Genomic DNA, 23,808 nt, shown 5'->3' with positions numbered 1-23,808 from the left:
GCTTGAAGTCAGTACAAACAGTTTGCCCCGCGACAATGCTCCTACGTTAGCTTGAGTCGCATGGCGAGATCGTGATGTGGATTTGCAAACCTGCAGATTTTCGCTTGTTTTTCCGAGAAAGCAATAAGGCCGACCGGGCCGGATTGATCGAATTGGAGCATCTTTCGTTAAGCCTGCACGGCTCGGGGTTGAGATTGGCACAAAGTGCACATCACTTGTATAGTGCGTTCCGCTATCGTTTGAACTGACAGCAGAATTCGCTCGTGACAACGTCCAGTGGAACGAGTCACGATGGAGAACATTGTGCACGCAAGTGTGCACACGGATTAGCGACGGAGGAGAAAGGGAAGAAGGCCTGACGGATCAACGCTGCCGAAAAGTGCAGCACAGAAAAATGGAAGGGCGCGACAATGCACTCAGGCACGACGCAATCATGCACGACGTTCGGTCACCGAGATCATAAGCCTGCGATCTTCAACAAGATTTTCCGTCTGGCAGTCATTGGAGCAGCCGCGATCGTCACGCAAGCAGGCCCGGCGTCGGCGGTCAGCATCGGCTCTTCCGCTTCATTGCCGATCATCAAACAGCAGGAAGGCAGCGGTAACGTTGTGCAGGTGCGCGCTGTCGCGCGCCGCGGCGGCGTTGCCGTCGGACCGCGCGGCGGTGCGGTTGCCTATCGCAGCCGGACGGTGGTGCGCCCAGGAGTGAGGCCCGGCTGGCACGGCGCCGGCACGCGCTGGGTTGGACCGCGGCCGGGAGGTTGGGCGCGGCCCGGCTGGTACGGCTGGCCGATCGGGGGCGCGGTTGCGGCCGGCGCAGCGATCGGTTTCGTCAGCGCGGCGAGCGCAGCCGCCTGGGCGGGACCGCCGCCGGCAGCGGGCATGTGCTGGTACTACACCGACCCGTCGCGAACACAGGGCTTCTGGGACTACTGCTCACGGTAAATGCGCGAAGGGGTGCATCGCCATGTCCCGGGTAGAGATCACCTCCGCCGAAACAGAGCGTGACGACCGCGTCCAGACCGACGACATGGTCTGGATTCCCGGCGGCACATTCCGCATGGGCTCCGACCATCACTATCCCGAGGAGGCGCCGGCGCATCGGGCGTCAGTCGATGGCTTCTGGATCGACCGCACCCCGGTGACCAACGCTCAATTCCGCGAATTCGTGCGTGAGACCGGGCACATCACGGTCGCCGAGCGACCGCCGGATCCTGCGCAATATCCGGGTGCGCTGCCGCATATGCTCTACGCCGGCTCGCTGGTGTTTCAGCCGCCGCGCCGCGTCACCACGCTGCGCGACTGGAGCCAATGGTGGACCTTGATGAAGGGCGCGAACTGGCGCCGCCCCTACGGCCCGCGCAGCAACATCAACGTGCTCGGCAGCCATCCGGTGGTCCACGTCGCCTATGCCGATGCGCTCGCCTACGCCAAATGGGCCGGCAAGGACCTTCCGACCGAAGCCGAGTGGGAGTTCGCGGCGCGCGGCGGGCTCGAGGCCGAGGAGTTCGCCTGGGGCAATGCCTTGACGCCCGGCGGCAAGCACATGGCCAACACGTGGCAGGGCAATTTCCCGATTCAGAACCTCTGCGAGGACGGCTTCGACCGGACCTCGCCGGTGACCGCGTTTCCGCCCAATGGCTACGGCGTCCACGACATGATCGGCAATGTCTGGGAGTGGACCGCCGACTGGTGGTCCGCCCGTCATGAGGCCGACGCTACGAAGCCCTGCTGCATCCCGCAGAATCCGCGCGGCGGTCGCGAGGATGCGAGCTACGACCCCGCCCAGCCCGCCATCAAGATTCCGCGCAAGGTCCTCAAGGGCGGCTCGCATCTGTGCGCCCCGAATTACTGCCGCCGGTATCGCCCTGCCGCCCGCCATGCCGAACCGGTCGACACCTCGACCAGCCATGTCGGCTTTCGCTGCGTGGTGCGGCGAGCCGATTCTCAATCGTCACAAAAACCGTTCGACAAGCAAGGAGCGTCAGAATGAGCGATGAGAGCAATATTGTTGCCAGGCCGTCCGGTAGTCGCGGAGGGTTGCTTCGTGGCTTGTTCGCGGCGGCGTTGGTCGCGACAAGCCTGGCGCCATTTGCCGGGTCTCCCGCGTCAGCGCAGCAGCCGAACGCGGCAAAGCCGAACATCCTCGTCATCTTCGGCGACGACGTCGGCCAATCCAATCTGAGCGCCTATACGCGCGGTGTGGTCGGCTACAAGACGCCGAACATCGATCGTATCGCCAACGAAGGCATGATCTTCACGGACTATTATGCCGAGAATAGCTGCACGGCCGGTCGCTCCACCTTCATCACCGGCCAGGCCTGCCTGCGGACCGGCCTCTGCAAAGTCGGTATTCCGGGAGCACCGGTCGGCCTGCAGAAGGGCGACATAACAATCGCGCAGGCCCTGAAACCCCTTGGCTACGCCACCGGTCAGTTCGGCAAGAACCATCTCGGCGATCGGGACGAATACCTGCCGACCAATCACGGCTTCGATGAGTTTTTCGGCAATCTTTATCATCTGAACGCCGAGGAAGAGCCGGAACGGCCGTACTGGCCGAAGGACGACGCAGCCTTCGTCAAGGCCTATTCGCCGCGTGGCGTCCTCAAGGCTTCCGCCGACGGCAAGATCGAGGATACCGGCCCGCTCACCAGGAAGCGGATGGAAACCGTCGACGACGAGACCACCGGCGCGGCCATCGATTTCGTCACGCGACAGGCAAAGGCCAACAGACCGTTCTTTACCTGGATGAACTTCACTCGCATGCACATCTTTACCCACGTTCGTGCCTCGATGCGCGGGCAAAGCGGCATGCCGGGTAATGAGTACGCAGACGGCATGGTCGAGATGGACATGAACGTCGGAAAGCTGCTCAAGACGCTCGACGACCTGAAGATCGCGGACAACACGATCGTCGTCTTCAGCACGGACAACGGCCCGAACGCGTTTACCTGGCCGGATGCAGCGACGACGCCTTTCCGGTCAGAAAAGGACACAAATTGGGAAGGCGCGTTCCGCGTGCCGGCGATGATCCGTTGGCCCGGCCATGTCAAGGCAGGCGAGGTTGCCAACGGAATCGTGTCAGGTCTCGACTGGTTCCCGACGCTCCTTGCCGCCGCCGGCGACCCCGGGGTGAAGGACCGCCTGCTCGCCGGCTGGCAGCCGCAGGGCAGCTCGACCACCTTCCGCAATCACCTCGATGGGTTCAATCAGCTCGACTACATGACGGGCAAGGCCGACAAGAGCGCGCGCAACGAGTTCTATTATTTCAACGACGACGGTGATCTCGTTGCGATGCGAAACGGCGACTGGAAACACACCTTTGAACGGCAGGATCAGCCTGGCCAGTTCGACGTCTGGGCTCACCCGTTCACGCCTTTGCGCGTGCCAAAGATATTCAATCTGCGCATGGATCCGTACGAACACGCGGAGATATCGGGCAGCATGTACGATCAATGGCGGGTAGAGAACGCGTACATGATCGCTCAGGCGCAAATCAAGGCGGCCGCGTTCCTGCAGACCCTTGTTGAATATCCGCCAAGCCAGCGGATTGCGAGCTTCAGCATCGACCAGATTCGTCGTGCGGTCGACAAGAAGGTCGATGAATCCTTCAAGAAGCGCGGTCTCGAATAGTCGCGAGGCCCTGCGAGACAGGCCAGTGGTATCGGCCTGTCTCGCACTGCATCCAAGGGGACTAGCGGATGGATGCTCGATCGAGCATAGGGTCTGCATCGACCGCGACCCGAGCACACCGAAAGAGACTGGACGCCGGTGCGAGCCGGAGGCTTGTCGCAGCGGCGCTGGCGTTCGTCTCGGGTGCCGCCGGCCTGATCTACCAGGTGATCTGGATCAAGCAGCTCTCGCTCGTCGTCGGCGCTGATGTCTACGCCATCACGACCGCCGTGAGTGCCTTCTTTACCGGCCTGGCGTTGGGCGGCCTGATCTTCGGTGGAAGGGCCGACCGGGCCAGCCAGCCGGCGAAAGTCTACATCGCGATCGAGATCGGCATCGGCATAACCGGCGTCGCCACCACATTGATCTTGGCGAATATTGCGCCGGTCTTCGTGGCGATCGAGAGCGCGAGCGGCTTGCTCGCATGGGCCATGGTGTTCGTTCTGGTCGGCATCGCTCCGCTTCTGATGGGTGGGACGCTACCGGTCCTTGTGCGTGCGGTGCTGCATAACTCTCGCGATGCCGGCCCCGTCGGCGGCCGGCTATACGCCGCCAACACGGCCGGCGCGATTCTTGGCGCTCTGCTGCCGATGTTTGTCCTCATTCCGCTGTTCGGGGTGCAAGGGACCTCGATCGCGGCGGCGACACTCAATGCCCTCGCGGCGGCGGGGGCAGCGGTGCTCGCCCGGAATCCCGTGGTTTCGGCGAGGATCAGGTCCGCCAGCGGCGCGGCGGCGCATCAACCGCGCCGGGTCGGATTGGCTGTTGCCCTCTATGCCGCCGCCGGCGCAATTGCCCTCGGCTATGAGGTCATCTGGTCCCAGTCCATCGTTCAGTTCATGAGTACGCGCAGTTTCGCGTTTTCCGTGGTGCTTGCGACGTACCTCGCGGGACTTGCGGCGGGCGCCGCGATCGTTGCGCGGGCAATCGACCGGATCCGCGACCCCTGGAGTGTCTTTGGCCTTCTGATCGCCGCTGCCGGGTTCCTGGCCTTGATCGAGATCGCGGTACTTGGCCATTGGCTCGTGGTCGCGCAGACGGCGACCGAAGCGTTCGTGCTCCGGCTTACCGAAAACCAGTTCGCCGGCATGTGCGCCCGCTTCGCGGTGGCAGCGTTCTGTATCGTATTCCTGCCGACCTTGCTGCTCGGGGCGGCCTTTCCGGTGGCGCTGCGTCTGGTGGTGCGGGATGCGCACATCGGGCAGGACGTTGGCGCGGTCGTGGCGGTCAATACGCTGGGCGGTGTGGGCGGCGCGCTTCTCACCGGCTTCGTGCTTCTGCCCTGGCTTGGGCTTGTCCACACCCTTGCATTGCTCGCAATCGGCGCCGGCCTGCTGGGTGTCCTTGCCTGCTGGGGCGGTCGCTCGAGCCGCGCCGGTCTTGGACTGGCATTCGCGGTCGGCGCAGCCTGCATCGTCGCCGCGGTCGCCACGCCGTCCGACCGATTTGCCCAATTGTTGCCGGCAACGCGGTCGGGAAAAATCATGTTCTATGAGGAGAGCCCGGGTGGGACGGTCGCGGTGGTCAACACCGGCCGCTTCCGCCGGCTCTATATCCAGGGCGTATCCAATTCCGGCGACGCGATGCCGTCGCTGCGCTACATGCGGCTGCAAGCGCTCCTGCCTCTCATCATTCACAATGGCGAGCCGAAATCCGCCCTGGTGATCGGCTACGGCACGGGCATTACGGCCGGCGCTCTCTCACAATTCCCCGCTCTCGACAGGAGGGTGGTGGGTGAGCTGCTCCCGGCGGTCCTTCGTGCGGCTCCGATATTCGACGGCACCTTCAACGCCGCGTCCGACCCGGGATTGGAGAAGCGCTTGGGCGACGGCCGTCGCCTCCTGCAGCGCGAGAGCCAGACCTACGACCTGATCACGCTGGAGCCGCCGCCGCCATCGGCGGTGGGCGTCGTCAATCTCTATTCTCGCGACTTTTATCGCTTGGCTTCGTCGCGACTGAACGACGACGGGATCGTCGCGCAGTGGTTGCCGCTGCCAACACAGAACGATGAGGACACGCGCTCACTGGTTCGCAGCTTCACCGATGTGTTTCCGTACGCGTCTCTATGGACATCGGAGCTGCACGAGATGTTGCTCGTCGGGTCGCGCCGTCCGATTCAGTTGGATGCGGAGCGCATCAGCGCGAGATTCAACCAGTCCGAGACGTCTGCGGCGCTTTCCGCGGTCGGCGTCAATTCGGTCGCGGCGCTGATCGCAACCTGGATCACCGACCGCGACGGGCTCGTGCGCTACGCGGCGGACGCGCCGGCAGTGACGGACGACAGACCGCGGATCGAATACGCGACATGGGTTCGTCCGGACGAGTTCAGCCGAACGATTTCGCACATCTGGCAGTACCGAAGCGAGCCGCCGCTCAAGGGAGCAGACGAGCAATTCACCACTTCGCTGCTGAGCGAAAGGCGAGATCTTGATGCGTTCTATCGTGCCGGCCTCAGCGCCTATGCGGGCAACCGGCAAGCCTACGCGCGCGAGATGGCGAGCCTCAGCCAAGCGGCGAGACGAAACCCCTATTACAGGTGGTTTACGGGGTCCAAGGAGCCGTAGTGCAATGTCAGATCACGCCGCAACACCGTTAGCGGCCGCCCCGGCGCGGCGAACTGCCCAGGACTCCGCGGCCCGCGACGCCGTGCTCGATCTCAAGGCGCGCATCGGCAGATCGGTGCTCGGGCAGGATCATCTGGTCGAGAGCATGCTGATCGGCTTGCTGGCCAACGGCAATCTCCTGATCGAAAGCCTGCCGGGGCTTGCGAAGACGCGGGCGGTGAAGACGCTGGCGAAGAACCTTGCCGCGGACCTGTCGCGCGTTCAGTTCACGCCGGACCTGCTGCCGTCGGATGTGACCGGCGCGGAAATCTACCTGCAGACCGAGAAGGGCGGCCAGTTTCAGTTCCAGAAGGGGCCGATCTTCGCCAACCTCGTGCTGGCGGACGAGATCAACCGCGCGCCGGCCAAGGTGCAGTCGGCGCTGCTGGAAGCGATGGAGGAACGTCAGGTCACCGTTGCCGGCAAGACCTACAAGATGCCTGACCTGTTCATGGTGCTCGCGACCGAGAATCCGATCGAGCAGGAAGGCACCTATCCGCTTCCCGAGGCGCAGCTCGACCGCTTCCTGATGCATGTCGTGATCACCTATCCCGACGAGGCGACCGAAGGCGAGATCATCAAGCTCAATCGCGCCGAGAATGCGCAGAAACAGGAAGCCGGCTCCGCCCCGCCGCCGGCGGTGCCGCAGCAGGCGATCCTCGATGCGCGCGGCGAGCTCGACGGCATTTTCGTCTCCGACCTCGCACAGAAATATATCGTCGACCTGATCTATGCGACGCGGTTTCCCGGCCGTTACGGCGAACCCTTGGGCAAATGGATCCAGATCGGCGCCAGCCCGCGCGGCAGCCTTGCCATCGACCGCTGCGCGCGGGCGCGGGCATGGCTCGACGGGCAGGACTTCGTCACGCCTGACCACATCCGCGCCGTCATCCACGACTGCCTGCGGCACCGGTTGATCCTGAGCTACGAGGCCGTGTCGCAGGGCATCAGCCCCGACCAGGTGATCGACAAGATCACCGAGCTTGTCGCTGCAGCGTGAGGGCCGTGATGACGGAGACATCAGCCAGAATGCCCGGTGTCTACGTCAGTCTCGACGATCTGATCGCGCTCGAATTCAGGGATCGCAGGGTTTCGTTCCTGCCGCGCCAGCCCGTGCATAGTCTGCTGTCGGGCCGGTTCGCCTCGCGCATGCGTGGCCGCGGGCTGAACTTCGAGGAGATCAGGGACTATCGCCCGGGCGACGATGTCCGCGAGATCGACTGGAAGGTCACGGCGCGGCTGCAGAAGCCGCATGTGCGCGTCTTCAACGAGGAGCGCGACCGTCAGGCCCTGCTCGTGGTCGATCAGCGGCTGTCGATGTTCTTCGGCAGCCGGCGCGCCATGAAGTCGGTCACCGCAGCCGAAACCGCCGCGATCGGCGCCTGGCGTGTGCTCGGCGTCGGCGACCGGGTCGGCGCGATCGTGTTCAATGACAGCGATGTCGTCGAGCTCGCGGCGCGGCGCAGTCGCGCGACGGTGTTGCAGATATTGTCCACCATCGTCGCGCAGAACCAGGCGCTCGGCGTCGGCCGCGGCATCGTTCCGGCGTCAGGCATGCTCAACCGGGCGCTCGAACATGCCGAGCGGCGGACGATGCACGATGCCACGGTGATCCTGATCAGCGATTTCGATGGCGCGGATACCGCAACGCGCCGGATGATCGGGGCGATCGCCCGGCATAACAACGTGGTCGCGGTGCTGGTCCACGATCCCTTGCAAAGCGATTTGCCGGCCTCGAGCCGGATGACCGTCACCGATGGCGAGCTGCAGATCCAGCTCGAAGTCGGCCGCGAGAGTGTCCGCAAAAGTATCGCGCAGGCCTCGCAGGAGCGGCTGCGCGGCGTATTCGCGTGGACGCGCGAGCTTGGCATTCCGGTGCTGCCGCTGAGCACAGCCGAGGAAACGGCGCCGCAACTCCGGCGTCTCCTGGGCGGGCTGCCGGCCCGGCACGGACGCGGTGGCGGTCACGCCAGAGCGGAGGCGGCTCTTGGCTGACACCCAACCTGTCATTGTGGATCCCGTCGCGGGCCTGATCGATATCCCGCTGCCACCGTCGGTGAGCCTGCTTCCGGCGACCTGGGCGTCGCGGATCGTGATCGTGCTGGTCGCCGCGGGGGTCGCCGTTGCGGCGTGGCGCCTGCTGCGGCGTTTCCGCGCCAACCGCTATCGGCGCGCGGCGCTCGCGGAGCTCGACCGGCTGCTGCAGACACAAGGCGGCGCCCCGGAGGGAATGGCCGCGAGCCTCGCGCTGCTCGTGCGGCAGACTGCGCTCGATGCCTTTCCGCGCGAAACCATCGCGCCACTTGCCGGCGCGGGCTGGCTTGCGTTCCTCGACCGCAGCTATGGCGGGGACGAATTCTCGCAAGGCGCGGGACGGCTGCTCGCGACCGCGCCGTACGGGCGGACGACGGCGGATGCCGGCGATCTAACGGCGCTGCAGGATCTGGTGCGGCGCTGGATCAGGGGGCACCATGTTTGAGTTCGCATGGCCCTGGATGCTCGCGCTCCTGCCGCTGCCGATCCTCGTGTGGTGGCTGTTGCCGCCGTATCGCGCGCGGCAGGCCTCGGTGATGGTGCCGTTCTTCGACCGCCTTGCGGCGGCAACCGGACAGACCCCGCAGCGCGGCGCCGTCGTGCTGCAGCGGCGGCGCATCCAGATGGTGACGGCCGCATTGATCTGGGCGCTCGTCGTCGCGGCGCTGGCGCGGCCGCAATGGGTCGGCGACCCCGTCACGCGCGAGGTTTCGGCGCGCGATCTCATGCTCGCGATCGACATCTCCGGCTCGATGGACCAGCGCGATTTCCGCGGCAGCGACGGCGCGATGCTGACGCGGCTCGACGGCGTCAAGCGCGTGGTCACGGATTTCATCGCACACCGGCACGGCGACCGCGTCGCGCTCGTGCTGTTCGGCACCAGGCCCTATGTGCAGGTGCCGTTCACGCAGGATTTGCAGACCGCGACCGCGCTGCTGGCGCAGACCGAGGTCGGCATGGCCGGACAGCAGACTGCGATCGGCGACACCATCGGGCTTGCGATCAAGACCTTCGAGGCAAGCAAGGCGCGCGAGAAGCTTCTCGTCCTGCTCACCGATGGCAACGATACCGCGAGCCGCGTCCCTCCCGAGCATGCCGCCGACATCGCGCACCAGAACGGCGTCGTGATCGACACGATCGGCGTCGGCGATCCGGCCGCGACCGGCGAGAACCGCGTCGATCTCGGCGTCCTGCGGTCGGTCGCCGCCACGACGGGCGGCCATTTCTACCGCGCCGAGGACGGTGCGCAGTTGCAGGCGATCTACGCGGACATCGACCGTCTCGCGCCGGCCAAGCTCGATACACTGTCTTGGCGCCCGAAGCAGCCGCTGTTCCAGTGGCCGCTCGGCGCCGCCGTGGTGCTGTCGCTGCTGCTGTGGCTCGGCCTTTCGCTGGAAAGCGGGCTGGGACGAAGGGGAGCGCCCGGCCATGCATGACGCGGCCGCCATCCCGTTCCATCTGCTGCGGCCGCTGTGGCTGCTCGCGCTGATTCCTGTCGCTGCCGTCTTCGCGTGGGTGCGGTGGCGACAGAGCCCGCTAGCGCAATGGGGCGGGGTGATCGCGCCGCATCTGCTCAACCATCTCATCGTGCAACCGGGGACGGGACGCGGCGTCAGCCCGCTTTATCTGGTCGCCGCCGCGATGTCGCTCGGCATCGTCGCGTCGTCGGGCCCGACCTGGCGGCGTGAGCTGCCGCCCTTCGTCGAGGACAAGGCGCCGCTGATGATCGCGCTGTCGCTTGATGCAACGATGGGGCAGAGCGACGTCGCGCCGACGCGGCTCGAACGCGCCAAACAGAAGATCAGGGATCTGCTCGCGGCGCGCGCCGGCGCGCGCACGGGGCTGATCGCCTATGCGGGCAGCGCGCATTTGGTGATGCCGCTGACCGACGATCGCGCCGTCATCGAACCCTTCCTTGCCGCGCTTGCCCCGGGCCTGATGCCGTCGCCCGGAAAGAACGCCGTCGCGGCCGCGGCGCTCGCTGCGGAGGCGCTCGCGGCCGAAACGGTGCCCGGCACGATCCTGCTCGTCGCCGACGATCCCGGTGACGCGGAAGGCGCGGTTCGTCAGGCTGCCGGACGGAACGGCCTGGTCAAGCTGAGCGTCACGCCGAGCAAGGCCGAAAGGTTCGCGCTCGGTTCGGACGTCGTCCAGGTCAGCATCGATGGCGCCGACATCGCGGCGCTCGAGCGCCGGATCGAAACCCGCTATCAGGCCGCGCAGGGTGACGCGTTCGGTACGCAATGGCGCGACGAGGGCTTTTGGCTGCTGCTGCCGATTGCCCTGCTCAGCCTGCTCTGGTTCCGGCGCGGCACCACGGTGGCCTGGGTTGTCGCTTTCGTCTGCCTGTCGCACGTGTCGTCCGCGAGGGCGGAGGAGCCGCGCCGTTTTGCCGACCTGTGGCTGACGCCGGACCAGCAAGGACGCATCGCCTTCGATCGCGGCGACTATCCGACCGCGGCCAAGCGCTTCTCCGATCCGATGTGGCGCGGCATCGCCGCCTATCGTGCGTTCGACTTCCTGACTGCCGCGCAGGAATTCGCCCATGTCGATACGCTCCAGGGACACTTCGCGCTCGGCAACGCCCAGGCGCAGAACCACGCCTATGAGAAGGCGATCGCCGCCTATGATGAGGTCCTGAAGATCGCGCCCGGCCATGTCGCCGCGAAGACCAACCGTGCCATCGTGGTGGCGGCGCTGCAGGCGAAGGAAGAAAAGCGAAGGAAGCAGGAGCAGGATGACAGCGCGCCGCCGGACATGAAGGCCGACGAGACGCGTGTCGATCCGAACCAGAAGGGCGGCAAGAAGATCCAGGTGACGCCACAGGATCTGACCACCGCCGGCGCCGCCGAAGCCTGGATGCGTCAGGTCCAGACCACGCCGGCCGACTTCCTCAAGCTGAAATTTGCGATTCAGGACGCGGCGCGGCCGGCGGGGGCGAAGCCATGAGGCAGCCGCTCGCCGCCGCAGCCCTGATGCTCGGACTGCTCATGCCCTGCGCAGCACTCGCGCAGCAAAGCGCGCCGGAGCCGATCCTGCGGGTGACGATCGATCCGCCGCGCGTCGTGGTGGGGCAGGCGGCCGCGCTGCGGATCGACGTGCTGGCGCCGAACTACATGACGGCGCCGCCCGAGCTGCCCGACTTCCAGGTCCGCAACGCCGTGACCCGTCAGTTGCGGAGCATCAACGAGAACGAGCAGCGGGACGGCGTCACCTATGCCGGCGTCCGGTTCGAATTTGCCATCCATCCGCAGGAGCCGGGCAGCTACGCGATCGCCGGCCAGGCGATCACCATCAAATACGCCGCCGAGCCGCCGGCGACGCGCGAGGCCACGCTTGCGCTGCCGCCGATCGCATTTGAGGCCTTCATCCCGGACGCGGCCTCCGCCCTGCAGCCGTTCCTAGCTGCGCGCAATCTATCGATCGAGCAGACCGTCAACCGTTCGTCGGATCAGCTCAAGACCGGCGATGCCGTGACGCGGACCGTCACCATCAAGGCCGAGGGCATTCCGGCGATGCTGCTGCCGCCGGTGAAGTTCACCGCGTTCGACGGGCTCAAGCTCTACCCCGCGCAGCCGTCGCTCCAGGACAAGACAGACGGGCGCACCGATGTGCTGTCCTCGGCGCGCACCGACAGCGGCGTCTACATGCTCGAGAAGGCCGGTGACTATGTGCTGCCGCCGATCGACCTGCGCTGGTGGAACATCGACGCGCAACGCATCGATGTGGCGCATCTCGACCCGGTGACGCTGCAGGTGGAGGCGAACCCCGCAGCCGGCGCCGCGTCGTCAATCGGCACCTCCGGCCCGCACCGGTCATGGGGCGCGCTGCGCGATGTCGTCGCCGATCACTGGAAGTCGACCGCGGCCGTGCTGCTGGCGCTTGCCGGGCTCGGCTGGCTGACGCCGCGGATGGTGCGGACGATAGCGGCACGTCTTCGCCGGCATCGCGAGGCCTATCGGCGCTCGGAACCGTTCGCCTTCAGGGAGCTGCGGCGTGCCGCGCGCCATGGCGACGCCAAGGCGGTCTACTTCGCGCTGCTCGACTGGCTGCAGCGGTTCGAGCCGGTCGCGCCGCAGCATACGGTCGAGGCGTTCAAGGCCGCCGCGCATGATGCCGCGCTCGATGACGAGATCGGCGCGGTCGAGCGCGAGCTGTTCGCGCCGTCTGCCGGCGCGGTGCGCTGGTCACCGCACCGGCTGCTGCGCCAGGTCGGCGGCGCCCGACGCAATCTGCGTCGGCGTGCGAGACGCCGCGAAGACACGCGCCTACTTCAGAACCTGAATCCGGTCGGGCTTTCCTCCACCACGTCCTTTGGTCGACCAAGGCCCGCCAGATGAACGAAGCACATTGAGACCGATCGAGCAGAACGCATGATTCGTAATCACCGGAGCGAGCAACCCTAGAGTAACTCAGGAGTATCGAATGAGTGAGACGAAGAAACATGACGCCGGCGCCGATTCCACTTCCGGTGCCGCGAACATTGATCGCCGGGCCGTGCTGCTTGGCACGTCATCGCTTGCTGCCACTGCCGCGCTGACGTCACAGGCTCTGGCGCAAGCCCAGAAAGCCGCGCCTGCCGCGGGGCCGGCCGGCGGCGGCAAGCCGAATATCCTCGTCATCTTCGGCGACGACATCGGTGTTCCACAGATCAGCGCCTACACCATGGGCTTGATGGGATACCGCACGCCCAACATCGATCGGATCGCCCAGGAAGGAGCCATCTTCACTGATGCTTACGGTCAACAGAGCTGCACGGCGGGACGCGCGTCGTTCATCCTGGGGCAGGAGCCGTTCCGCACCGGCCTTCTGACCATCGGCATGCCTGGTGACCCTCATGGTATTCAGGATTGGATGCCGACCATTGCCGACGCCCTCAAAACGCAGGGCTATGCCACGGGACAGTTCGGCAAGAATCACCTTGGCGATCGCGATGAACATCTGCCGACCAAGCACGGCTTCGACGAGTTCTTCGGCAATCTCTATCACCTCAATGCCGAAGAGGAGCCGGAAGGTTACTTCTATCCAAAGGATCCGGCTTTCCGGAGGCAATACGGACCGCGCGGGGTCATCAAATCCACGGCCGATGGAAAGATCGAGGACACAGGTCCCTTGAACATCGCGCGCATGCCGACAGTCGACGAGGAGTTCCTTGGGGCGGCCAAGGATTTCATCGGCCGCCAGGCCAGGGCCAAACGACCATTCTTCTGCTGGTTCAACAGCACGCGCATGCACGTCTTCACGCATCTCAAGGCATCGTCGCTAGGCAAGACCGGCAAAGGCATTCACGCCGACGGCATGGTGGAGCACGACGCCATGGTCGGCGAGTTGCTCAAGCAGCTCGACGAACTCGGGATCACCGAGAACACCATCGTGGTCTACACCACGGACAATGGCGCCGAAATCGCGCTTTGGCCCGACGGTGCGATGACCATGTTCCATGGCGAAAAAGGGACGACATGGGAAGGCGGCTTCCGCATCCCGATGATGGTGCGATGGCCGGGTGTGGTCAAACCCGGCACTCAGTACAACGACGTCATCTCTCTGATGGATTGGTTTCCGACGTTGTTGGCGGCTGCAGGTGTGCCCGACATCAAGGAAAAGATGAAGACCGGCTTTGCCGGTGCGGGAGGGAAGACCTTCAAGGTCCACCTCGATGGCTACAATTTCCTGCCCTACTTCAAAGGCGAGGAGAAGCAGGGGCCTCGCGACGCGATCTACTATTTCGACCAGGGCGGGAATCTCAACGCCATCCGCTGGAACGACTGGAAGCTCAGCTTCGCGACCACCAAGGGTAACATCGCAACGGGGGTTCGCGAAACGTCGGCCTGGGCGTTGATCGCGAATCTGCGCATGGATCCGTACGAAAAGGGTCTCGAGGAAGGTGGCGGCGCTATCGAGTTCCTGGCGCGCAATATCTGGCTGCTCGTGCCTATCCAGGGAAAGGTCAAGGAGTTCTTCAGTGACTTCGATCAATTCCCGTATCAAACCGGCAGCTCGCTGAATGCGGGTGGTATCAACTATGCGTTGCTGCGGCAACAAGATGCGCTGAAGCGGCTCAATGACCTGGAACGGATGAAGCCACAGTGAGGCGGAGACGAAGCAACAGGTAAGAGGAAGGACAAGTGCGATGATGGTTCGGTTCGCCGCTGTGCTGCTTGCGTATCTTGCATCCATCTCCGTTGCGATGGCGCAGCCGGCGGATCCCCTGCCATCCTGGAACGACGGCGCGGCGAAAACGGCGATCTCCGATTTCGTCGCGCGCGTCACGGCGCAAGGCGGACGGGACTTCGTGCCGCCCGCCGAGCGCATCGCGACGTTCGACAATGACGGCACGCTGTGGACCGAGCAGCCGTTCTACTTCCAGCTCGCCTTCGCGTTCGACCGCGTCAAGGCGATGGCGCCGGAGCATCCGGACTGGAAGACGCGGCAACCCTTCAAGGCGCTTCTCGAGAAGGACAGCAAGGCGCTGGCCGCGAGCGGCGAGAAGGGCCTCTTGCAGATCGTGATGGCGACGCATGCCGGCATGACCACCGATGCGTTCGCAAATCTGGTGCGCGACTGGCTCGCGACCGCCAGGCATCCGCGCTTCAACCGGCCGTACGACAGTCTGGTCTATCAGCCGATGCTGGAGCTACTGGCCTATCTCAGGGCCAACGGCTTCAAGACCTTTGTCGTCTCCGGTGGCGGGGTCGAATTCATGCGGCCGTGGATGGAGCGGGTCTACGGCATCCCGCCGGAGCAGGTGGTCGGCTCGTCCGGCGTGGTGAAATTCCAGATCGGCGCCGACGGCAAGCCGGTGCTGATGAAGGAAGCCAAGGTCGAGTTCATCGATGACGGCCCGGGCAAGCCGGTCGGCATCAACCGGTTCATCGGCCGCCGTCCGATCTTCGCGTTCGGCAACTCGGATGGTGATCTGCAAATGCTGCAATGGACCACAGCAGGATCGGGCGCGCGCTTCGCCGGCATCGTGCATCACACGGACGAGGTTCGTGAATATGCCTACGACCGGCAATCGAAGGTCGGCAAGCTCGACAAGGCGCTCGATGCAGCCGCCGCGAGCGGCTGGACCGTCGTCGACATGAAGCGGGACTGGAAGGAGGTCTTTCCGTCCCTGACCGCGGCCGGCGCCGCAAAGGAGGTGAAGCCATGAGCGGCTACGACATCTTCGCCTGGATCGTGCTCGTCATCGTGGTTGCCAGCGCGATCGGCGTGTTCTGCATCGCAGGCTGGCTGCCCGGGCATATCGCCAAAACCCGTGGTCATCCTTGGGCGCAGGCCGTCGCGGTGGCCGGCTGGATCACGTTGATCTGCGGCTTCGCGCTCTGGCCGCTCGCCTTCATCTGGGCCTATGTCGACGTGCCGGCGCCGCGCCGGTCGGGAGATGCGTGATGGCTGTCGCGATCATCAACAGTTATCTCGTGCTGCTGTTCCTTCTGGTGCACTTCAAGATCGTGCCGTTCAACATGTTCTGGAAGCTTTCGCCGTTCCTGGTGATCGTTCTGACGCTGTTCGGCCTGATGGTGCCGATGGGCTGGGGCGCGCCGCAGGGTTCCGCGCTGGTGGTGCGCAACGCGGTGTCGATCGTGCCCGACGTCGCGGGCGAGGTGACCGAGGTCCCCGTCGTTGCCAACGCGCCGCTGAAGGCCGGCGACGTTCTGTTCAAGATCGATCCGACGCCCTACGACGCGCAAGTCAAGGCGATCACGGCGCAGCTCAAGCTGTCGAAGACACGGCTTGCGCAGATGACGACGCTCTATGAGCGCGATGCGGGGCGTGGCTTCGACGTCGAGCAGCGGCAGTCCGAGGTCGACCAGCTCAGCGGCCAGCTCGAGGCCGCGCAGTGGAACAGCGACAAGACGGTCGTCCGCGCGCCGGCCGATGGCTATGTCACCAACGTTGCGCTGCGCAAGGGTGCGCGAGTGTCGAACTTGCCGTTGTCTCCGGTGATGGCGTTCATCGATACCTCGAACACGATCATCGGCGTCGAGATCAACCAGATCGATGCGCGCTACGTCGCGCCGGGGCAGGAGGTCGAGGTGACCTTCAAATTCGCGCCCGGGCAGATTTATTCGGGGAAGGTCGAAAGCGTGCTGCAGGCGGTGGCGACCGGCCAGGCCACGACCTCGGGGACCGCCGTTGCGCCGAAGGCGATCGAGGCGGTGCCCTTCGTGGTGCGCGTCAAGCTCGACGATGCCGCCTTCGCCGATCGATTGCCGGCGGGCGCGACCGGTACGGCCGCCATCTACACCGATCGCATGAAGCCGACCCACATCGTGCGTCGCGTGATCCTGCGCCAGCTCGCGATCGTCAATTATGTCAATCCGTTTTGAATGATGGAGTTCAGGATGAGAAGATCAATCCTCGGGGCTCTCGCCATCATATTCGCGGCCGCCGGCGCCCATGCGCAAACGATCTCGCCGGAGGAGCTTGCTGCGCGCAACATCAACCGCCGCGCCATCGAGGCGGTGGTCTGGGGCATGTCGGCGGTGAACACCGAATTGATGCTGCAGGAGATGCTGACCAAGACGCAAGGCAAGGTGAACCAGGTCATATACTGGGGCCGTCCGCTGGATTGGCACAACCAGACGCTCACGCCAAATCCCGACGCAATCTACTTCATGGCGTTCTTCAACACGAAAGACGTCGGCCCGATCGTGATCGACGTGCCGTCGGGCGACGCCAACGGTTCGCTTAACGGCAATATTGTCACGGTCTGGCAGACCTCGCTCGAAGACGTCGGTCTGCTTGGCATAGATAAAGGCGCCGGCGGCAAGTTCGTGATCCTGCCACCGGGTTACAAGGAAAAAGTGCCGGACGGCTACAGCGCTCTGCCGTCGGATACGTTCGGCGGGTATGCGCTGTTGCGTTCCAGCATGAAGAGCCATGGCGATGCCGATGTCGCCGCCGCGATCGCGTATGGCAAGCGGGTCAAGGTCTATCCGTTGTCGGCCGCCGATAACCCGCCTGCGACCGTCTTCACCGACGTCAAGGATGTCGAGTATGACTCGACCGTCCGCTACGATCTCAGCTTCTTCGAGAACCTCAACCGCGTCGTGCAGGGCGAGCCGTGGATCGAGCGGGATCGCGCCATGATCGATCAGCTCCGCACCATCGGCATCGAGAAAGGCAAGCCGTTCGCTCCGGACCCCAAGGCGCAGGCGATTCTGAGCAGCGCGATCGGCGAGGCGAAGCTCCTGCTCGCTGCGCCGTATGACGCGGGATTCCCGGCATTTTACGCCGGTACACATTGGACTTCGCCGGCGCTGCTCGAAGCCGTCGAAGGGCAGAGCTCGACTTACGCCGATCGCGACAAATACGCCGTCGATGCGCGCGGCGTCGCCTATACTTACGCCTATATCGCCATCAAGCGGCTGGGCGCGGGCCAGTTCTACCTCATTAACATCAAGGACAAGGACGGCGAGGTATATGACGGCGCGAAGACATATCGGTTGAACGTGCCGGCCAACGTGCCTGTCCAGCAGTACTGGTCCGTGACGGCGTATGATCGCGAGACTCATGCACTGATCAAGCACGTCGCACGAGCTAGCCGTTCCTCGCAAATCCCCGAACTGCAAAGAAACGCCGACGGATCAGTCGATCTCTATTTCGGTCCTTCGGCGCCACCCGGCAAGGAGCCGAACTGGGTGCCGACCGATCCGGCGCGCAGGTTCGAACTGATGGCACGCTTCTACGCGCCGAAGAAGGAGTTCTTCGAGAAGAGGTGGATGTTGCCCGATTTGGAAAAGATCACTACCGCGGTCGGAAGTGGAGTGAAGCAATGAACTTCAGGTATGTCCTGGCAGGTATTCTCTGGCTCGCGGGCCAGGGCACGTCGTCGGCGCAAGCGCCGGTGCCCGTCACCGTCGATAATTTCGCCCGCGCCGAGTCCGATCTTTACCTCGGTGGCGCTGTCAAGGATGCGGGGGGCATTGGCAAGCTGCTCCATCATCGGGAGCCGATAGATCGACAAGCAGACGGTCATTCGTTCCAATCGCGATACGCTCTATTCCGCGGCCGTCGTCGATTTCGACGCCGGTCCCGCGACCATTACGCTGCCCGACGCCGGCAAGCGCTTCCGGTCAATGCAGGTGATCAACGAAGATCATTACGTCGTTGGCAACGTCGAGTACCGCGCCGGCGCGTACACTTACGACCGGAAAAAGGTCGGTACGCGCTATGCCTTGATCGCGTTTCGAACGCTCGTCGACCCAAATGATTCAAAAGACATCGGGAAAGTGCACGCGCTGCAAGACGCGATCAAGATCGGTCAGAAGGACCCCGGCAAGTTCGAAGTTCCGAACTGGGACCAGGCCAGTCAGAAGAGGATCCGCGATTCGCTTCTGGTGCTCAACGATTACACCGGCGGCTTCGCGCATGCTTTCGGACCCAAGGGGCTCGTCGATCCTGTCAGGCATCTGATCGGCACCGCCGCCGGCTGGGGCGGCAATCCTGACAAGGACGCCACCTATCTGAGCGTCACGCCCACCAAGAACGACGGCACGACGATTTACAAGCTCACCGTTCGCGACGTCCCCGTCGACGCGTTCTGGTCGATCAGCGTCTACAACGAAAAAGGATATTTCGAAAAGAATCCCTATGACGCCTACACGCTGAACAACGTCACCGGCGTGAAGGGTCCTGACGGCTCCATCGCGATTCAGTTCGGCGGCTGCGACGGCAAGATCCAAAACTGCCTGCCGATCACCAAGGGTTGGAACTACACCGTCCGGCTCTATCGGCCGCGTGCGGAAATCCTGAACGGCAAATGGAAGTTTCCGGAGGCGCAGGTGGCGAATTGACGGTTCGACGACAAACATCGTCGATGCGGAGTGAGACTCCGGGTTAGTTGGCAGAAGGATACCATAGATGATCAGATCGGCGTTTGCATTGATTGTCCTGGGACTGGGATCGATGCCAGGCCTGCCGGCCTCGGCGCAAAGCATCTCCGACCAGCAGGCGTACGAGATCGCACGCGATGCCTATGTCTTCGCCTATCCGATCGTCACCATGGACATCTCGATGCGTCAGTCGACCAATGTGCCCAACGCGAACACGGTCCCGTTGCGTGCCCCGATCAACCAGTTCGCACATGCGCGGACCTATCCGCGCGCCGAGGACAGGGATGTCGTGCGCTACAATTTCGACACGCTCTACTCGCCCGTGTGGCTCGATATTTCGCCGGAGCCGATCATCCTGTCGGTTCCCGATACGGGCGGACGCTACTATCTGCTGCCGATGCTCGACATGTGGACTGATGTGTTCAGTGTCGTGGGCTCGCGCACGACCGGAACCAGGGCGGGGAGTTTCGCCATCGTCGCGCCGGGCTGGAATGGGACGCTGCCCGAAGGCCTGACCAAGATCGTGGCGCCAACGCCGACCATCTGGATTCTTGGCCGCACGCAGACCAACGGTCCGGCCGACTACGATAACGTGCACAAGGTTCAGGACGGCTACAAGCTGACGCCGCTCAGCCAATGGGGCAAGGCCATTCCGCCCCAGGCCGACATGCCGACCGATCCGGCGATCGACAACAAGACACCGCCGCTTGTGCAGGTCAACAAGATAGACGGCGTCGCGGTGCTCGGGCGATTGGCCGAGCTGATGGCGAAACATCCACCGCACGCCAACGATTATCCGATCCTGTTCCGGATGCGGCAGATCGGCCTTGAGCCCGGCAAGCCGTTCGACGCCGCCAAGCTCGACCCGGCGCTGGTCAAGACGATCAATGCTGCCGCCAAGGATGCGCTCGCGGATCTGGAGCAGTCCGGCAAGAGCGGCGCCGGCATCGGCCTTCACGTCAATGGCTGGTTCTACCAGACCAGCACCGTCGGCACCTATGGCACCGCCTACAAGCTCCGCGGGATGGGCACGCTGATCGGGCTCGGCGTGAATCTGCCAGAGGATGCGGTCTATCCGGCATCGTTCGTGGACGGCGATGGCAAGCCCTACAGCGGCGCCAATCGCTACGTGCTGCATTTCGACAATGGCAAGCTGCCACCGGCCAGCGCCTTCTGGTCGGTCACGCTTTATGACAAGGACGGGTTCCAGGCGCCGAACGCGCTGAACCGCTTTGCGCTCGGCGACCGCGACAAGCTCAAGTTCAACGCGGATGGCTCGCTCGACATCTATCTCCAGAACGAAAGCCCCGGCGCGGACAGGGAGTCCAACTGGCTGCCGGCTCCGGCGGGTGAATTCAACCTCGCCATGCGGCTTTACTCGCCGCAGCGCGCAGCCCTGGACGGCAGCTGGACGCCGCCGCCGGTCAGAAAAGCGAATTGAGGCGCACGCGAATCCGATACGGTGTCTTGAACGAAGTGGGGAGATCGGGATGAGGATGGTCAAGAATCACAGGCGCGCCGCACTGGGCATAGTTGGTGTACTCGCACTGTCGGCAGCGCCGCGCGCGGCATTGGCCGACGCCGGCGGGGTCAGCTTCTGGCTGCCCGGCGCGTTCGCGAGCCTGACCGCGGCGCCGGCCATGCCGGGCTGGGCGTATGAGACGATCTACATTCACCTCGACCAAAGCGCCAACGCCGGAAAGAATTTCGTCATCGGCAACCGGGTGCCCGGATCGGTCGTGGCGGGTCTCAACGCGCATGCGGACGTTCTCGTGGAGGGATTTACCTACACCTGGGCTCAGTCCGTGCTTGGGGGCCAGGCCGCGGTAACCTTCCTTGCTGCGCCGGGAAATGTCGGCGTCGGGGTTGACGCGACGCTGACGGGGCCGCGGGGCAATACGGTCTCGGGCGTCGCAACCGACAACCGCAACACGGTCTCCGATGTCTTCTACCAGGGCACGCTGAAATGGAATCAGGGTGTCAACAACGAGATGGTCTACATCTTCGGCAACATCCCGAGCGGGACCTATGACAGCAGCCGGCTCGCCAATCTCAGTTTCGGATTCACTGCGATCGACGTCGGCGGCGCCTATACCTATCTCAATCCGGAAACCGGCCAGGAGTTCTCGGTGCTGGCGGGCGTCACCTACAATGGAATGAACAAGGATCTGCAGTACCAGAACGGCATCGACTTCCACGTCGACTGGGGACTTTCGAAGTTCGTCGCCAAGAACGTCCATGTCGGTGTCGCCGGCTACTATTTCCAGCAGCTCACCGGAGACAGCGGTGCCGGCGCGAAGCTCGGTGACTTCAAGGGACGCGTCGCCGGCATCGGCCCGCAGGTAGGCTTCATCTTCCCGGTCGCCGACGGCTACCAGGGCTATCTGAACCTTCGTGGCTACAAGGATTTCGCCGCAGAGAACCGGCCGGAAGGGTGGACGGCGTGGGTGACGTTCCAGCTCTCGCCGGCCGCGCCGGCTGCTACACCGACCAAGCCGATCGTGCGCAAATATTAGCGGAGGCGAACGACGAGCTCGATGAGTGATGCGCGCGAGACCGGCCGGGGGCCGGTTCGTATCGGCTTTCGTGCCTCCATCATCACGGTGTTCATCGCCGCGGTGCTGGTGGTCGGGCTGACGCTGGTCTATCTCAGCTTCAGGCGGGTCTCGTCGATCACCCAGATGGCTGCGAGCACCTTCATCGACAAGGTGGGGCAAATCGGCGCCGATCGCATCGACGCGCAGTTCAAGAATGTGCGCGACAGCCTCGAGATCCTGGCAGGAATACCGGCCATCCAGGAGGCCGACGTCGCCGATAATGTCAGGCTCTACGCGCTGCTGGCCTCGATGCTGCGCAACAATCCGCAGATCTTCAATCTCTATGTCGGCTACGAAGACGGCTCCTTCCTGGAGATGGACGTCATCGATCGCGCCAAGCCGCAATTCCGCACGGCGCTGAATGTCGCCGCTGACGCTGTCTACCGCGTCGTCGTGATTGCCCGCACCGGGGCGGCCGCCGCGGCGCCGGTGACGCTGTTCCTGTCGGAAAACCTGACCCAGGTCGCCGAGGTGGCGGGGCCGCATAGCTACGACCCGCGGCGGCGTCCCTGGTATGTCGATGCCTTAAAGGATCGCAAGACGCTGCTCACCGGGCCCTATGTTTTCTACGCGACCGGGGAGCCCGGCTACACGCTGCGCACGCCGCTGAGGGAGGGCCGCCGCGGGGTGGTGGCCGCCGACCTGCTGCTCAATCGCCTCGAGGAGATGCTGAGCCGGCAAAAGCTCGGAAAATCCGGGCTGGCCTTCCTGTTCAACGACGCCGACCGTATCGTCGGCCATCCCGAGATGCGCGGTCTGATGGCGGAACGCAGCGACGCATTGCCCCGGATCGATGCCATCAAGCTTCCCGGCCTGTCCGCGGCGATCCAGGCCTGGCGCACCGACGGACTCGCCCAGCAGTTCTTCACGGACGCCGACGGACGGACCCTTGTGGCGGCCTTTCACCGCATCGAGACGGCCGGCGCGGCCAACATCCACCTCGCGGTGGTCGCCCCGCTCGACGAGTTTTTCGCCAAGATCATCTCGGAGCGGCGCGCGCTGTTCGCCATCGCGCTCGGCTTTGTGATCGCGATGCTCCCCTTCGCGTTCTGGCTCGGCTCGCTGCTCGCCCGATCGCTGCGCGAGTTGGCGCGGCAGACCGACGAGATCCAGCGCTTTCAGCTCGCCGACCGGCCGCGGATGCAATCGGCCATCGACGAGATCGATGAACTGGGGCGCTCGGTGTTTACGATGCGCACCGTCGTACGCAACTTCTCAAGCTTCATTCCGCAGCCGATCGTCCGTCAGCTGATGGAATCCGGAGCCTCCCTGCAGCTCGGCGGCATCAGGCGCGAGGTCACGGTTCTCTTCACCGACGTCGCCGACTTCACCGCGAAGACCGAGAAGGCGGACCCCTCCCAGGTCATGATCTACACCTCGCGTTATTTCGCCGCGATGTCGGAGGCGATCATGAAACACCATGGCACCATCGACAAGTTCATCGGCGATGCGGTGATGGCACTATGGAACGCGCCGGACGAGGATCCCGATCACGTCGTTCATGCCTGCGAGGCCGTGCTTGACTGCGTTCAGCGCAATGCCGAGCTCAACCGGGCCTTCCGCAGCGAAGGCTGGCCGGCCTATGGCACGCGGTTCGGACTGCATCTCGGCGATGCCGTGGTCGGCAATGTCGGCTCCGCCGCCCGCATGAGCTACACCGCGCTCGGCGCCACCATCAATCTGGCCTCGCGTCTCGAAGGCCTCAACAAGAACTACGGCACGCAGGTCCTGGTGAGCGCAGCCGTGAAGGCGCGTGCCGAACACAGATTCGCGTTCCGCAGCGTCGACCAGATCCGGCCGAAGGGCTTTGCCGACGCGATCACGGTCTACGAGCTGTGCGGCGAACGCGGCGACTCGGAGCTGACGTTCTGCGCGCGCTGGGAAGCTGTCTACAGTTCGATCCGGTACGCGGAGCCCGCCGTGGCGGCGCTGCGCATTGCCGATTTCCTGGTCGAGTACCCCCGGGATGGCGTCGCGCAATACCATGCTGAACGACTGCGCAATGCCGTTCGGCAACCGCTGCTTGATCTGCCGGCGCACTGAGAAGCGGGGTGAGGAATTT

At 64.4% G+C, this 23,808-nt stretch carries 18 protein-coding genes and 1 pseudogene; all 19 read left to right on the top strand.

Annotated elements, in window-relative coordinates; translation table 11 throughout:
* Window positions 1-410: 410 nt before the first annotated feature.
* The 19 genes and pseudogenes from ACVWY5_RS28515 (at window position 411) to ACVWY5_RS28425 (ending at window position 23,789) form a co-directional block, all read left to right on the top strand.
* Window positions 411-944 (top strand): hypothetical protein, encoded by a 534-nt coding sequence (locus tag ACVWY5_RS28515; protein ID WP_028335701.1) that lies wholly within the window; start codon window positions 411-413, stop codon window positions 942-944.
* A gap of 22 nt (window positions 945-966) precedes the next feature.
* Complete coding sequence (locus ACVWY5_RS28510; RefSeq protein WP_028335700.1) at window positions 967-1,992, top strand: formylglycine-generating enzyme family protein; 1,026 nt, start codon at window positions 967-969, stop codon at window positions 1,990-1,992.
* Window positions 1,989-3,632, top strand: coding sequence for an arylsulfatase (locus ACVWY5_RS28505; protein WP_080667151.1), 1,644 nt, complete (start codon window positions 1,989-1,991; stop codon window positions 3,630-3,632). Before ACVWY5_RS28510 ends, ACVWY5_RS28505 begins: the two co-directional genes overlap by 4 nt.
* A gap of 128 nt (window positions 3,633-3,760) precedes the next feature.
* Window positions 3,761-6,235, top strand: coding sequence for a fused MFS/spermidine synthase (locus ACVWY5_RS28500; protein ID WP_051376233.1), 2,475 nt, complete (start codon window positions 3,761-3,763; stop codon window positions 6,233-6,235).
* Between the two features lie 4 nt (window positions 6,236-6,239).
* A complete protein-coding gene (locus ACVWY5_RS28495) occupies window positions 6,240-7,274 on the top strand; it encodes an AAA family ATPase (RefSeq protein ID WP_157347683.1) in 1,035 nt (344 codons plus the stop codon).
* Between the two features lie 8 nt (window positions 7,275-7,282).
* A complete protein-coding gene (locus tag ACVWY5_RS28490; RefSeq protein ID WP_028335696.1) occupies window positions 7,283-8,269 on the top strand; it encodes a DUF58 domain-containing protein in 987 nt (328 codons plus the stop codon).
* Window positions 8,262-8,753, top strand: coding sequence for a DUF4381 domain-containing protein (locus ACVWY5_RS28485; RefSeq protein WP_038377697.1), 492 nt, complete (start codon window positions 8,262-8,264; stop codon window positions 8,751-8,753). The genes ACVWY5_RS28490 and ACVWY5_RS28485 overlap by 8 nt, the downstream gene beginning before the upstream one ends.
* Window positions 8,746-9,744, top strand: a complete 999-nt coding sequence (locus ACVWY5_RS28480) for a vWA domain-containing protein (RefSeq protein ID WP_028335694.1) — start codon at window positions 8,746-8,748, stop codon at window positions 9,742-9,744. Before ACVWY5_RS28485 ends, ACVWY5_RS28480 begins: the two co-directional genes overlap by 8 nt.
* A complete protein-coding gene (locus ACVWY5_RS28475) occupies window positions 9,737-11,257 on the top strand; it encodes a VWA domain-containing protein (protein ID WP_028335693.1) in 1,521 nt (506 codons plus the stop codon). Before ACVWY5_RS28480 ends, ACVWY5_RS28475 begins: the two co-directional genes overlap by 8 nt.
* Window positions 11,254-12,648 carry a BatD family protein gene (locus ACVWY5_RS28470; protein ID WP_028335692.1) on the top strand — a complete coding sequence of 465 codons (1,395 nt, stop codon included), beginning with the start codon at window positions 11,254-11,256 and terminating at the stop codon, window positions 12,646-12,648. The genes ACVWY5_RS28475 and ACVWY5_RS28470 overlap by 4 nt, the downstream gene beginning before the upstream one ends.
* An 85-nt stretch (window positions 12,649-12,733) precedes the next feature.
* The gene (locus ACVWY5_RS28465) at window positions 12,734-14,398 is read left to right on the top strand and encodes an arylsulfatase (protein ID WP_028335691.1); all 1,665 of its coding nucleotides are present in this window, start codon (window positions 12,734-12,736) and stop codon (window positions 14,396-14,398) included.
* A gap of 40 nt (window positions 14,399-14,438) precedes the next feature.
* Window positions 14,439-15,461 carry an HAD family hydrolase gene (locus ACVWY5_RS28460; protein ID WP_050383717.1) on the top strand — a complete coding sequence of 341 codons (1,023 nt, stop codon included), beginning with the start codon at window positions 14,439-14,441 and terminating at the stop codon, window positions 15,459-15,461.
* Complete coding sequence (locus ACVWY5_RS28455; protein ID WP_028335690.1) at window positions 15,458-15,700, top strand: DUF3302 domain-containing protein; 243 nt, start codon at window positions 15,458-15,460, stop codon at window positions 15,698-15,700. The genes ACVWY5_RS28460 and ACVWY5_RS28455 overlap by 4 nt, the downstream gene beginning before the upstream one ends.
* The gene (locus ACVWY5_RS28450; protein WP_028335689.1) at window positions 15,700-16,641 is read left to right on the top strand and encodes an efflux RND transporter periplasmic adaptor subunit; all 942 of its coding nucleotides are present in this window, start codon (window positions 15,700-15,702) and stop codon (window positions 16,639-16,641) included. Before ACVWY5_RS28455 ends, ACVWY5_RS28450 begins: the two co-directional genes overlap by 1 nt.
* A 15-nt stretch (window positions 16,642-16,656) precedes the next feature.
* A complete protein-coding gene (locus ACVWY5_RS28445) occupies window positions 16,657-18,093 on the top strand; it encodes a DUF1254 domain-containing protein (protein WP_028335688.1) in 1,437 nt (478 codons plus the stop codon).
* Window positions 18,090-19,110, top strand: a pseudogene (locus ACVWY5_RS28440) (DUF1214 domain-containing protein). Before ACVWY5_RS28445 ends, ACVWY5_RS28440 begins: the two are co-directional and overlap by 4 nt.
* 67 nt (window positions 19,111-19,177) lie before the next feature.
* Complete coding sequence (locus ACVWY5_RS28435) at window positions 19,178-20,590, top strand: DUF1254 domain-containing protein (protein WP_028335687.1); 1,413 nt, start codon at window positions 19,178-19,180, stop codon at window positions 20,588-20,590.
* A 49-nt stretch (window positions 20,591-20,639) separates the two neighbouring features.
* Window positions 20,640-21,665: a transporter gene (locus tag ACVWY5_RS28430; protein WP_028335686.1), complete on the top strand. Its 1,026-nt coding sequence runs from the start codon at window positions 20,640-20,642 to the stop codon at window positions 21,663-21,665.
* 21 nt (window positions 21,666-21,686) lie between these two features.
* Window positions 21,687-23,789 carry an adenylate/guanylate cyclase domain-containing protein gene (locus tag ACVWY5_RS28425; RefSeq protein WP_028335685.1) on the top strand — a complete coding sequence of 701 codons (2,103 nt, stop codon included), beginning with the start codon at window positions 21,687-21,689 and terminating at the stop codon, window positions 23,787-23,789.
* The last annotated feature ends 19 nt before the right edge of the window (window positions 23,790-23,808 follow it).

It is taken from the genome of Bradyrhizobium sp. USDA 3256, from assembly GCF_054058275.1.
Note: the sequence above shows the minus strand (reverse complement) of the source record. Positions and strands in the feature narration are given on the sequence as shown.

Excerpts from the sequence above, each read along its gene's own strand:
- ACVWY5_RS28515 (WP_028335701.1), top strand. The coding sequence starts at position 411 with ATGCACTCAGGCACGACGCAATCATGCACGACGTTCGGTCACCGAGAT.
- ACVWY5_RS28510 (WP_028335700.1), top strand. The coding sequence starts at position 967 with ATGTCCCGGGTAGAGATCACCTCCGCCGAAACAGAGCGTGACGACCGC.
- ACVWY5_RS28505 (WP_080667151.1), top strand. The coding sequence starts at position 1,989 with ATGAGCGATGAGAGCAATATTGTTGCCAGGCCGTCCGGTAGTCGCGGA.
- ACVWY5_RS28495 (WP_157347683.1), top strand. The coding sequence starts at position 6,240 with ATGTCAGATCACGCCGCAACACCGTTAGCGGCCGCCCCGGCGCGGCGA.
- ACVWY5_RS28490 (WP_028335696.1), top strand. The coding sequence starts at position 7,283 with ATGACGGAGACATCAGCCAGAATGCCCGGTGTCTACGTCAGTCTCGAC.
- ACVWY5_RS28480 (WP_028335694.1), top strand. The coding sequence starts at position 8,746 with ATGTTTGAGTTCGCATGGCCCTGGATGCTCGCGCTCCTGCCGCTGCCG.
- ACVWY5_RS28475 (WP_028335693.1), top strand. The coding sequence starts at position 9,737 with ATGCATGACGCGGCCGCCATCCCGTTCCATCTGCTGCGGCCGCTGTGG.
- ACVWY5_RS28470 (WP_028335692.1), top strand. The coding sequence starts at position 11,254 with ATGAGGCAGCCGCTCGCCGCCGCAGCCCTGATGCTCGGACTGCTCATG.
- ACVWY5_RS28465 (WP_028335691.1), top strand. The coding sequence starts at position 12,734 with ATGAGTGAGACGAAGAAACATGACGCCGGCGCCGATTCCACTTCCGGT.
- ACVWY5_RS28460 (WP_050383717.1), top strand. The coding sequence starts at position 14,439 with ATGATGGTTCGGTTCGCCGCTGTGCTGCTTGCGTATCTTGCATCCATC.
- ACVWY5_RS28455 (WP_028335690.1), top strand. The coding sequence starts at position 15,458 with ATGAGCGGCTACGACATCTTCGCCTGGATCGTGCTCGTCATCGTGGTT.
- ACVWY5_RS28450 (WP_028335689.1), top strand. The coding sequence starts at position 15,700 with ATGGCTGTCGCGATCATCAACAGTTATCTCGTGCTGCTGTTCCTTCTG.
- ACVWY5_RS28445 (WP_028335688.1), top strand. The coding sequence starts at position 16,657 with ATGAGAAGATCAATCCTCGGGGCTCTCGCCATCATATTCGCGGCCGCC.
- ACVWY5_RS28435 (WP_028335687.1), top strand. The coding sequence starts at position 19,178 with ATGATCAGATCGGCGTTTGCATTGATTGTCCTGGGACTGGGATCGATG.
- ACVWY5_RS28430 (WP_028335686.1), top strand. The coding sequence starts at position 20,640 with ATGAGGATGGTCAAGAATCACAGGCGCGCCGCACTGGGCATAGTTGGT.
- ACVWY5_RS28425 (WP_028335685.1), top strand. The coding sequence starts at position 21,687 with ATGAGTGATGCGCGCGAGACCGGCCGGGGGCCGGTTCGTATCGGCTTT.